General features: G+C 46.9%; 8 protein-coding genes. 2 read left to right on the top strand and 6 right to left on the bottom strand.

Annotated elements, in window-relative coordinates; translation table 11 throughout:
• Nucleotides 1-137: 137 nt before the first annotated feature.
• Entirely contained in the window at nt 138-806 is a 669-nt protein-coding gene (gene queC, locus CHA6605_RS00315) for a 7-cyano-7-deazaguanine synthase QueC (RefSeq protein WP_015157552.1), read from the bottom strand.
• Nucleotides 807-1,352: 546 nt separating this feature from the next.
• Between queC and CHA6605_RS00310 the strand changes: the two genes are divergently transcribed.
• Nucleotides 1,353-2,453, top strand: coding sequence for a Gfo/Idh/MocA family protein (locus CHA6605_RS00310; RefSeq protein ID WP_051038622.1), 1,101 nt, complete (start codon nt 1,353-1,355; stop codon nt 2,451-2,453).
• Nucleotides 2,454-2,511: 58 nt separating this feature from the next.
• Here the strand turns inward: CHA6605_RS00310 and CHA6605_RS00305 are convergent, their stop codons facing one another.
• Together CHA6605_RS00305 and CHA6605_RS00300 are read right to left on the bottom strand one after the other, a co-directional pair.
• Nucleotides 2,512-3,963 carry an ATP-binding protein gene (locus CHA6605_RS00305; RefSeq protein WP_015157550.1) on the bottom strand — a complete coding sequence of 484 codons (1,452 nt, stop codon included), beginning with the start codon at nt 3,961-3,963 and terminating at the stop codon, nt 2,512-2,514.
• Nucleotides 3,963-6,668 carry a TnsA endonuclease N-terminal domain-containing protein gene (locus CHA6605_RS00300; protein WP_015157549.1) on the bottom strand — a complete coding sequence of 902 codons (2,706 nt, stop codon included), beginning with the start codon at nt 6,666-6,668 and terminating at the stop codon, nt 3,963-3,965. Before CHA6605_RS00300 ends, CHA6605_RS00305 begins: the two co-directional genes overlap by 1 nt.
• Nucleotides 6,669-7,059: 391 nt before the next feature.
• On the opposite strand from CHA6605_RS00300, the gene CHA6605_RS00295 reads away from it, so the two are divergent.
• Nucleotides 7,060-8,499, top strand: a complete 1,440-nt coding sequence (locus CHA6605_RS00295; RefSeq protein ID WP_015157548.1) for a RecQ family ATP-dependent DNA helicase — start codon at nt 7,060-7,062, stop codon at nt 8,497-8,499.
• A gap of 94 nt (nt 8,500-8,593) precedes the next feature.
• Here the strand turns inward: CHA6605_RS00295 and CHA6605_RS00290 are convergent, their stop codons facing one another.
• From CHA6605_RS00290 to CHA6605_RS00280, 3 genes are all read right to left on the bottom strand, one after another.
• The gene (locus CHA6605_RS00290; RefSeq protein ID WP_015157547.1) at nt 8,594-9,364 is read right to left on the bottom strand and encodes a class I SAM-dependent methyltransferase; all 771 of its coding nucleotides are present in this window, start codon (nt 9,362-9,364) and stop codon (nt 8,594-8,596) included.
• A 453-nt stretch (nt 9,365-9,817) separates the two neighbouring features.
• On the bottom strand, nt 9,818-10,276 hold the full coding sequence (locus CHA6605_RS00285) for a hypothetical protein (protein WP_015157546.1): 459 nt from the start codon (nt 10,274-10,276) through the stop codon (nt 9,818-9,820).
• Between the two features lie 33 nt (nt 10,277-10,309).
• A complete protein-coding gene (locus CHA6605_RS00280) occupies nt 10,310-12,013 on the bottom strand; it encodes an HD domain-containing phosphohydrolase (RefSeq protein WP_015157545.1) in 1,704 nt (567 codons plus the stop codon).
• Between the last annotated feature and the right edge of the window lie 153 nt (nt 12,014-12,166).

Raw genomic sequence — 12,166 nt, 5'->3', positions numbered from 1 at the left:
TTTAGGCTTTAGGGTTTAGGCTTTAGGCTTTAGGGTTTAGGGTTTAGGCTTTAGGCTTTAGGGTTTAGGCTTTAGGGTTTAGGCTTAAGGCTTTAGGGTTTGGGAGATAGTTGAAACGATTCACGATTGACTATCGACTATCTCCCCGGATCTACCATCCCTAGCTCTTCAAAAGCTGCTAACCGCAAGCGGCAGGAGTCGCAAGTCCCGCAGGGGACTCGATCGCCTGAGTAGCAAGACCAAGTTTGTGCCCAGGGTACGCCCAATCGATCGCCGAGCTGGATAATTTCAGTTTTTTTGAGATCGATTAATGGGGTGACGATTTCGATCGGATCGCCTTCTCTACCTTGCTTGGTGCCCAATCGAAACACAGAGCGCATCGCATCGATATAATCGGGGCGACAATCTGGATAGCCCGAATAATCGAGAGCATTGACACCAATGTAAACTCGACTAGCCTCGATCGCTTCGGCATATGCGAGCGCGAAACTCAAAAAAATCGTGTTGCGTGCGGGAACATACGTCACGGGAATAGATTCTGACATTTGAGCGAGATTTCGTTCTTGTGGCAGTGCGATCCGATCGTCTGTGAGTGCCGAACCTCCCCACAAACGGAGATCGAAGCTCACGACTTGATGGGCGACTACCCCAGCAGCACTCGCGATCGCATTCGCAGCTTCAAGTTCGCGCCGATGACGTTGTTGATAATCAAAAGAGAGGGCATAACAGCTATAACCCTCACTCTTGGCTAAGTACAACACCGTCGAAGAATCTAAACCACCTGAGAGGAGAATAACTGCTTTCACAACGATATAAAGGATAAATGGTTTTCTATTTTAACTTTTCCTGTTAGTGGAGAATGGATGGGTGGATGGATAGGTGGATGGGTAAGATTGGAACGCAGTTCCAAGCCTCAAACCTCAAACCTAAAACCTTAAGCCTAAAACCTAAAACTTAAAACCTAAAACCTAAAAAATTTCCCTTTAGGAACATAAACAAAACTTTTCTGTTCTTTACAATTAAGATGCTGTGATAGTATCGGGATTGTTCTAGATAGATAAAACAGCGATCGATTATTGATGACAACTACTCGGTTGAGCGTAGATCGATTCTCCACAGGAGCGACTCGCTCCGGTCGGGTTTCTCTTGTTGCAGTTGTATGGGCGGGAGCGGCTCGCAGCCGGGATGTTTCCTCCCGGATTATGCGAGACAAGACAAACCCGCCCACACTGCACCGCTCCCGACCATGGAAGCGAGTCAAGACAGCGGCTGTGCCAACGAGAGCGACCCAAGTAAGTGACAATTGATAATTAATGCGTGGTGGAGGAGTACATTTTAGAGTGAAAAATAGCATGTCAACCAGACAGTTAGACACACAAAGTCAGTCGGGTTCGCCCCAGCCCCTAAAAGTAGGACTTATTGGGATCGGTAATATGGGACAACACCACGCCAGGGTGTTGAGCCTACTCAAAAACGTCAAACTGGTTGGCATCGCTGATGTCAATGTCGAACACGGCTTGGAAGCAGCGAGTAAGTATAAGGCTAGATTTTATGAAGACTATCGCGAACTACTCTCTCAGGTAGACGCCGTTTGTATTGCCGTCCCGACAAGGCTGCACTACGAAGTGGGGATTGCTTGTTTGCAAGCGGGAATTCACGTTTTAATCGAAAAACCGATCGCGGCAACGATCGAAGAAGCAGAAGCTTTAGTGAATGCAGCGGCTGAGTCTCAGTGTATCCTCCAAGTCGGACATATCGAACGCTTCAACCCCGTTTTCCAAGAACTCAGTCAAGTCCTCAAAACCGAGAAAGTTTTGGCTCTAGAAGCGCACCGGATGAGTCCTTACTCCAATCGCGCCAATGATGTCTCTGTCGTCCTCGATTTGATGATTCACGACATCGATTTATTGCTAGAACTGGCTGGTGCGCCTGTTGTCGGCTTGACTGCTAGTGGTAGTCGTTGTGCTGAGTCCAAATATTTAGACTATGTAACCGCAACACTCGGTTTTGCTAATGGTGTCGTCGCCACCCTGACTGCTAGTAAAGTCACCCACCGCAAGACGCGGACTATCGCCGCTCATTGTCGTCAATCCTTGACAGAAGCAAACTTCCTCAGCAATGAAATCTCGATCCACCGTCATAATGCGGATCTGCTCAATGAGTATCACCAAGGTTTATACCGTCAGGATGGACTGATCGAAAAAGTTTATGTCAAAAATGTCGAGCCGTTATATGCCGAATTAGAGCATTTTGTCAACTGTGTTAGGTGCGGGAGCGAACCGTCCGTCGGGGGCGAACAGGCACTTAAAGCCTTGCGTCTGGCTACATTAATCGAACAGATGGCTCTCGATGGCAAGGTCTGGAAGTTATCCGATCGCGATCGATTAGAGCTACTAACCAATCAATGTGTGACTTCTGGCATAACTTGGCGGAAAATGACAACTTATGCTTGACAAGCACAAGTACCTGCCTTTGAAAATCTTAGTAGCAGTAGTCCACCCCCCAATCATCTCAGCCAACTGGATCTCGCTGTGGATTGCGCTGTCCGACACGCCTTGAGTTTTTTTTCTTAGCTGGTTCGGCTACAGGAAGCGGAATTTCAGCCCCAAGCAGATCTACTGCCAGATCGTTGGTTGTGACATTCAAAGTTTCTGGGACTGGATCTGGGACTGGCGCTGGCGTAGTGACAGCCTTTTTACTCCTTCTTTTCTTAGGCGGGACAGGTTCAACGATAGTCTCGAAAGTCTCGACAGATGCAGTCACTGACTCAGTAGTTGACGAAGTGGAACGCTTTTTCCTTGGCTTTTTGGCAGGTGGCGGAGCATCCTCGACAGCCACTGTTGTGGAGACAACAGTGGTAGGCACAGTCGTTGAGGTCATCCCAGATTGCAACAACCGCCATAAATGGTCGCGCCGACTTTCCGCATAGCCCAGCTTTTGTTCGCCCTCAATCGCATCCAGAGCCATCCGTTCGCATTGAGACAAAGACAACGCATGTTCCTCTAATCGCCCTTGAGTCAAAGTGTCACTCCCCTCGCGGATAGCTGCCGCCACCGCCCGAATCAGCCAGTCCTTGAGTACACCAATACAACCAATCGACCGTTCGTAAAAATAGAACCAATGCTGCATCAAAGCAGGGATATCAGTCGTGAGTGGAACTTGCTTGAGCAGTGCCAATAACACCCCTTGAAAATCCTGACGGTCTTGCTCGTGTTGAAACAGATAACGCGGAAAATGCAGATCCAGCCCCCGCCGCGATGCCTGCCCGCTTAAATTGCGAAAGTTCAACAGCTCGTAAGTGCCAATCAGAATGTGCAGCACCCCAGTCACATTCGTCATCGACTTAATCCAGTCCAATTGGTCGAGTAACTTACCACCACTCGCGCCACTGCCAACCTTCATCAGATGTTGGGCTTCATCGAGAATCACAGCTCTTACGCCCCGTTTCGCCATCGCTGCTTCGAGCGCATGACGCAGTTCGGGAGAATCATTAAACTGGGTAGCTTTACTCCGTCCACGGCCTTTCTTCTCAATCGTTTGTTCGGTATCGATATCGACCAACAGACGGCGTTCGTAGAAGGGTTCACCCAACAGTTTTAGAGCAGTGCGGTAGTAATCTGCTCGGTTGAAGGCTCCACCATCCGGTGGACGTGTTTCCAGCAGCAATAAGGGTACTGGCGCAACCCCACCATTACTATAGCTGGAGCGGTCTGTAACAACCGCTGGTGGGATCTCATTTGAGATCTCATTTAACCGTCGGGAAATTTGACGAATCATCGTCGTTTTACCCACCCCAGAAGGCCCATAAATCAGCACATGAGCAAATCCAGCGGGTTCTTGAATGGCTTGCATCAATACCTTATCTACCTGGAGTAGTTGAGGATGTGACACAGCATACTCTTTAAAGTGATTCAGCTTGGATGTTAATTCCAGCGTCAGATCGACAGTCACAACATCCTTCATTAACGGTACTCCTCAAACAACGGGATTTGGGACAGATCTAAGACTAAGGCTGGACTAGGTTGAGTGGGAGCAAGGGTTTGAAGACTATTAGGAGCGAGTGGTTCTGTTTGTGGCTGGGGCTGGCTCTGTGGAGCAGACGACGCTCTTTGTCCGAGTGTATTGAGGACATTTTGCCCCTCCAAATCCCGCAAGCGTTGCAGCATCAAAGCCTCATGAGCGGTGACATTACTAAGGAAATCAGCTAGACGTTTAGCCGAAATAGTAGTGTTCGTCTGAGTGAGTTTGGCTTGTTGCTTGATTTCGAGCGAAGCTAACAGCAGTTCTCGTTCGCTGCGTCCTGAGAAAATGCTGTAATACTGAGAAATGCACTTAACCCATCGCCCTTGAACGTAAGCATAAGCCACGCCTAAATCGAAGGGGTCGTAACGCACTGAGACTTTCGTGCGTTCGACTTCAGGATGGCGGAACGCATCGCTCCAATAGTAGAGGTAATTCAATTTAATCCCCTTTCCAGGTTGAACTAAAGCCTGTCCCGAACGCGGACTGGGGTGAGTGGCGAGGATAAAATCTTCATCATAAGCAATCCGCCGATGCAGTCGTTCCCCTGCGTTCATTTCTCCCTGCTCGTAAGCACTCTGGGGTGACATCGATAAGGCTGGGTGTTCGTTTTGGTCGTAAACAACATAGGCATACTCAACCAAATAGGCGTACAAATCGCCCAATGTCCACAGGGCATGTTGTTTGGGGTTAACTGCCTTGGTAATTTCTCGCACTTGTTTGGTCGCTTGGGTGTTGCCTGACAAGTTGAAGATTAACTGGGTATTGGTAGTCCCAAACAGTCGCTCGATTACACTACCAAAGCGGGGTTTGGCTCCAGGACGAGTCTTTTTGGTACAGTGATAACGCGCGAGTAAGGTGTCAAAATAGACGCTGTGAAACTCTTTCCCACCATCGACCACGATGGCTTGCGGGAAGCGACCGAAGCGTTGAACGCAGATGCGAATCGCCATCATGCAGGAACGGTAACTGGGTGGGTCGAAGGTCAGATAAATGGTGAGGATGCGGCGTGAATAGGCATCTACCATTAAGGTCAGCCAAGGTCTTCCCAGCAATCTTCCTGTTGTCGCAGAACGCAATTCTAGATCGAGTTGAGTGTGGTCGATATGAACGATACCCAGGGGGCGGTCGCCGTGGCGAGGGGTACTGTAAGTTAGTTCCCAATACCAAGGTTGGTGGCGATAGGCAGCTTTAGAGCCTTTGCGCTTTTCAGTCTGCTCGTGAATCGGTCGTTGTTGGAGACGAGCGTAAAAAGTACACCGCGACAGTGAGGGAATGCCCTGCTGTTCGCAAGCTCGTTGGTATGCTCGATAGACTGAAGCGGCGGGTGCTTGGGTGGGGGTTTCAAACTGCCCGGTAATAAAGGTGTTGAGTAATTCACTCGATACGTTTGGGGCTTTGGTTGTCCGGTTCCCCCGTGCTTGCGTTTTGGGTAGCAATCCGACATAGCCGCAACCGTATTTAAGTTCTGCCTCTTTCAACTGCTTCAACCATCGGTACAGAGTCCGTTTGGAGACATCGCTCTGCCCTGCGGCTCCTTGCTCTCGCTCTGCCATGACTGCCCCAAACCGTTGGTTAGCTGTTCTCAGATCGCTTGGGGATGCTCCCTCCATCAATGCTATTACTGCTGGATTCGTCGCTCCTTCTGTTTCAGGAAAGTTAATTGCTCCGCCGTCGAGAAGTTGGTAAAAGAATGCGGAAGATATTTGCAGTGGCTGTCCGATTTCTGGTAGTAGGGTAGTGGTTGTCTCTCCCAGATTAACTAATGTCCAGAGTCTGCCATCCCAGCGCAGACGAGTGTTGGCAACTAATGTCGGTGGTGCAGTGTCAGCAATAGTTAGATCTTTTTGGTGTTGAGAACTTTCTCGATAAGTGTCATAAGTCTGGCGGTCTGGATATAGCCGTACTCGTTCGTGCTGTACGAGCGGCACATCTAAGAGTGCGATGTAGAGTTGGTCGAGGACTATCATCACATAGACATCATTGGCACTGATTTGGGGTGAGGATGCCAACAGAGCGGCTAAAGTGATGCCTGGTGCTGTTTTAACTCTCTCTTTGACCAGTGCTTGAATCGACGGATTACTGTCTGTCTTAAATCCGAGGTAATCCTCTAGGAAGATTAAGTTCTGGATATAGATGGGGTCTAATGAGGCATCAGTGCGAACGTGATATTCAAGACCCAATGGAGAAGCATAAGCCTCTCCAGGCGGGCATCGCCACGAGCCATCTGCGGCTTGGAGATAACGAGTGGGATATTTTTCACTCAGTTTCTCCAGTTCGGCTTCGGTTTTCCATTCCACCCAGGCGGCTGATTTGGTGCCCAGGACAAAGAAGTCTGGCGTGTGATAGTGACCGATCTTGCGTCCAGATTTGTTGGTGTATTGAATTTTAAAGCAGGATGGTTGGTCGTAAAACTCTAGAACAGTTGGGTCGTGTTCCATCAAGTAGATCGCCCACAATTCTACCTTGTGGCTTTCAAATTGGATGGTCAACCCCATTTTTTGGGAAGGGTAGGTACCGCTGACATTAGAGGCTCGTCCTTGGACGCGACGGCTTGGGGGAGCCGACCGGATCTTAGCGATCGCTTCGATGGCTGCTGGTGGCAAGTTCAGTGTCTGACACCATCGTTCAAATTCTCTTGGGTTCAAGTTGAATACTCCTTGGAGTCAACCATATCTTGGCTGAGAGTTCTTGAAAATTGCCATTTTTAGCGATGTTAGCACACAATTCTCAAAAAGAACTCATTGCCTTATTATGATTGAATTTAGGTACTTACTGCCAAGTTATGGTTTACAACTTATCGCGAGCGATCGCCTGAAACGACGTGTTTTCGTTATTAAAAAGCCAATTTATGGTTGACGACTGTGCCAAGTTATCCCATAAGTCACACAATGAGCGAAGGGGTTAGATGTCAGGTATTAGGTATTCAGAGAACGGCTGTATCCTTCTTACGCCCTCAAACCTAATGCCTAAAGCCTAAAACCTAAATAGAGGTAAGATGTAGGGGCATTTCAGGATTTGCCCCTAATTTTTTTACGAATGGATCGAATTCACGCCAAATTGCAACAGGTTTGGGGCTACGATCGACTCAGAACCCCTCAAGGAGAAATAATTGACTGTTTGCTCCAACAGCGGGATGCACTGATTGTGATGCCGACTGGTGGGGGGAAATCTTTGTGCTTTCAGCTACCAGCTTTATTGAGCGAGGGCGTGACGTTGGTAATTTCGCCCCTAGTTGCCTTGATGGAAAATCAAGTGCAGGAATTAATCGTCAAAGGAGTAGCAGCGGGATTGCTACATAGCGAGATTCCGACATCCGAGCGGAGCCAAACACTACGACGCCTAGCCTCGCACCAATTGAAACTGCTATATCTCTCCCCAGAAACCCTACTTTCGACACCAGTGTGGGAGAAATTATGCGATCCCGAACTGAAGATCGATCGACTCGTTATCGATGAAGCTCATTGTCTGGTACATTGGGGCGAAACATTTCGTCCCACCTATCGACGATTGGGGGCGATTCGCGCCACCTTAATTCAATCTAAGCCACTAGGCACTAAAATCTCGATCGCGGCCTTTACAGCGACTGCTGACCCCCGATCGCAGCAGACAATCGAACGAGTACTGCAACTCGACAAGCCAGCAAAATTTTTGCTCACTCCTTACCGCCCAAATCTGCACTTATCAGTCAACCAAATTTGGACGCCGAGCGGACGCAAACATCGGTTAATTAGGTTTATCGACAAATATCCACAGCAATCTGGATTAATCTATGTGAGAACTCGCGACACGAGTGCAGAATTGGCCGCATGGTTAGCAGCGCGCGGTGATACCACAGCAGCTTATCATGCGGGTTTGAGTCCCCAAGCGCGACGGCGGCTCGAGGGCGACTGGTTGAGTGGAAAATTACAATACGTGGTCTGTACCTGTGCGTTTGGGATGGGGATTAATAAAGCAAATGTGCGGTGGATCGCTCATTTTCATCCGCCAGTATTATTAGCTGAATATATTCAGGAAATCGGTCGAGCCGGACGAGATGGCCAGCCATCTGAGGCATTATTATTAGCGTGCGAATCAACAGGTTTATTGTATCCAGAAGACCGCCAGCGCAACAGATTTTTTACTGAAAGTGTCGATCGATATTACAATCTTGCAACGGCCATGGCAAAAAAACTCCCAGCTAGTGGTGACATACAGCAGATCGAGCGGCAATTTCCAAAAAGTGCAGTTGCTTTATCTCTATTGCATAGTGTCGGCGAGCTAGCCTGGGAAACACCATTTAAATATCGTCGCACCATAACTGGGAAGTCACCCGATTGGAAGTTGTTGCGATCGCAACACCAGCAACTTTTTCGCGAAGTTCCGACTTATATTACTGAGTCTGGCTGTCGCTGGAAATATTTACTTACTGCTTTTGGTGCGAAGCCAGCGCAAAGTAATTGGCGGTGCGGTCGTTGCGATCGCTGTTTGGCAAGTTAGGTGATTCCCGATCGAGAATATACTACTCAAGCAGTACCCGAATCTTTGACCAGCGCAGCAACCGATCGAGAAAAACTCAAGATGAGCCGAAGGGTTATGGCTTCTGGACGGCAATGTACAATGTACCAGAAGTCTGTTCGGTTAATAATTCGCGATCGGTAGTTTTTAGATCGCCTGCCAGAATTTGGGGGATAGTGCCAATACCGACAATCTTAAACCCGACAGATTTTAATTCGGCATAGGCTTCTGAGATTCGATACCAATATACATGAGGCGATCGATCTAGCAGTGTCGATTCAAAATTAAATTTACCACCGAGCACGATCCACGGTAAATATTGAATACTCAAAGCGTTGCCCCTCAATTTTCGTAATGCTTTGAGATAGGCTATATATATTGAAAATGGGAACTGCGAGCTGCGCGACTCAAAATTCAGGAATGAAAATAAGCCGATTCCCCCTGGCTTAAGAATTCGCAAAGATTCTTGCATTGCTTTGAGTCTATCTTCAGATTCGAGCAAACACAGAATCTGTTGTAAATAAAGAATTTGGTCGAAGCTATCGTCTGGATAAGATAATTTCACCGCATCTTGAACTTGAAAATCAATATCTCGCTCGGGATTTCTAGCGATCGCTGCCTCGATTAATTCTGGAACGTTATCGAATCCAGCTAGAGCTGTAAATCCCATTTCTTTCATATTCAGCAGGATTCTACCGCCATTGGTACCTGCTTCAACTGTTTTTAGGTGTGGCTGAAGATATTTTTGAATCATATATTTCTCTTCTGCAAATATATGTTCGATTTCGATCCAAGTCGAAAACTCGACGCTAGCAAATAAATCTTTGTTACCGATCGAAGATGTCATGACACTAATAATTTAAATTTTGAAATCGATCTCTCGATTGTAACTAGGTGAAATTAAAGACAAAATCTATGCAAAGCTGGACTGAAATATGAGCAGCCCAGTTACGGCAGCTTTATTATGCACGGTCGCTCTTTTAGATTTAATTAAACCCAATTACCTAATTTCCATACTTTCACTCACAGATTAAAGTAACAGAGCGACTGGTAGAAACCTGAGTATTGGTATTTATTAATTTTAAGTATACCAAATTTCACAGTATTTCGATGTATATTCAATCACAATCTTCGAGATTGGCATCTAAGTATGTAACTACAATCGACGACCTAGAATTAGCCGAACGTGCTGGATATAACTATTCCCTATCCCCTATCCTCTGACTTTCGCAGGAAGTTTCTTGATTTAACGCTCGGATTGAGAGCCAAATTTTTAGACTGTAGACTATCGCTTTAATATCTAGTATTCAATATTTATCTGCTGACTATTAACGGCAATAACTAGTTCGTTTTCGTATTCTAAATTGCTAATAAAAGGTGCGATAATTTCTAGAATATCTGGTGGTTGAAAGTGTTCTGGCTTTGTTTCGGGATGTGGATAGTAAATTAATCCATTTACTACCCGATCGACTTCTAGTACGATCTGGCAATCAAAAAATGAAAAGTCTTCGGCTGGGTCGTTTGGCGACCATTTCACCTGTTTAAATGTATATTTAGCCTGTTTAATTTTATACTTGCATGGAGCGATCGATAGATTAATCGTACCTGGAAAATATGCACTCAGATCCAGCCCTCGACCGCGAAAGAATGGCTTTTGCATTTCGATCGTTCCTTGTGGAAAGCGCGGATTTTGGGCTTGTCCCGATGCGACACCATACCCTTTTTCGATCCAACCTTTGACTTTTATCCAATCGCTCATGAGATCGTGTATTTTAAAGATCTGGAATTATTCTCAAGCAGGATTTATGTCGCTTAACACCGAGTAAACTTGACGTTGCTCGAATAGCTCTAAAAGATTACTTTCGAGCTTGCCTGCGGTGGCTTCTTGATGCAAAATAGCTAAGGTTCGATCGAGTGATAAACGCGGTTTGTATGGTCGATCGCTAGCCGTTAAAGCATCATAAATATCGGCGATCGTCATGATTTGCGATTGGATGGGAATATCGATCGCCGTCAACCTTCTGGGATAACCGCTACCATCTAACTTTTCGTGGTGGGAACCTGCAATTTTGGGTACATCTTGAAGATGTTTCGTCCAGGGAATTTTGCACAGAAAATCGTAAGTGTGGCTGACATGAGATTCCACGATCGAGCGTTCGGCGGCGGTGAGCGAACCTCTGGGAATTAACAGTTGTTCGATTTCGGCGGGGGTAAGTAAGGGTTGTAAATTACCGTCGAGATCGCGGTAAGTATATTGGGCTAGTTGCTGAAGATCTGTTACGATCGTATCTAATTTTTCGGCAAATTCGATCGTCAGTACGACATCGGGTTGATTGAGTTTATTGACTAATTCCCAATAAGATTGCAAGCGATCGAGTTTGGCTTGCAATTCGAGATCTAATTGTTGTAAGTGGTGGCAATGGAGACAATTATCACCTGTCTGATGGCGATACTCTAGCGGCGGATTTAATAAGTAGGTGAACTTTCGTTCGGCAAATTCTAATTCCCAAGTGCGGCGGAGCAGATTGAAGCGGTGACTGAGTTCGGTGAGTTGGTGGGGATAAAGTTTTTTACCTTTTTGGACGATCGCTTCAGGAATGCTAATTTTACCAAAGTCGTGAAGGAGAGATGCATAGCGGATTTCTTGAATCTGGCGATCGTTAAAACGGATCGCGGCGAGGATTCCCGATTCGACACTATTGACTTCCTGACTCAGCCGCACGCTCAATTTGGCGACGCGCTCGGAATGTCCGGCGGTACTCGGATCGCGGCTTTCGATGACTTGTACCGAGGCAGTAATAAATCCGGCAAATAACTCCTCGATACTCTCTAACAGATGATTGCGCTCGATCGAAATTGCCGCTTGGGAAGCTAACGAGCGAATGATTTGCTGTTCCCAATTAGAATAGGGTTGCGTTACACAGAGCGCATTTTCTGGCGTAATTTGGATATCTGCTTTGAGCTTACGATCGATCAATTGCAATACCCCAATTGTCTCGCCTTCGCGATTTTGCATCGGGATCACCAGCACCGACACCGTGCGATAATCAAACTCAAGATCGAAATGGCGATCGAATTTATAAGGAACGTTATTACCCAGTGCATAAGCATCGGGAATATTTAGACTTTCCCCCGTAATTGCCACATATCCCGCCAAACTTTCTAGATTCAGGGGGAGACTCGCCGACTGAAAAGAAATATTGGGGCGCGAGTCATTCTGCGCGGCTTTAAAAATTAACTTTGGCTCGCCATGAGTGCGATCGATCGAATAGACACTCCCCGCATCGCTACAAGTAATTTCCCGACTTTTAGACAAAATTAAGTCGAGTAATTCTGTTAAATTGAGACAATCGGATAGTGCAGTCCCGATCGACAATAATTGTTCGATCGTTTGGCGTTCGGCGGCGATACTGGTAAGTGAATCTAACGATGTCATCGTCAGATCGGCCAAGCTACTATCTCCGTGCATAAATTTAGGACTGGAACTTTTCACCATTTATTTGTGACGGTAAACAGCTTTACTTGTGAGTTGATTTAGATCCCATCCTAGTCTATTGGAGGGTTTCGACGTCGATCGTTACGAGTAGCCCCGCCTGTGGCGAGATAGAACGAGCGCGACGATCGATTTGGGTGATTTTTACCTTTTAAT

Origin of the sequence: Chamaesiphon minutus PCC 6605 (assembly GCF_000317145.1) — a bacterium.
Lineage (GTDB): Bacteria > Cyanobacteriota > Cyanobacteriia > Cyanobacteriales > Chamaesiphonaceae > Chamaesiphon > Chamaesiphon minutus.
Note: the sequence above shows the minus strand (reverse complement) of the source record. Positions and strands in the feature narration are given on the sequence as shown.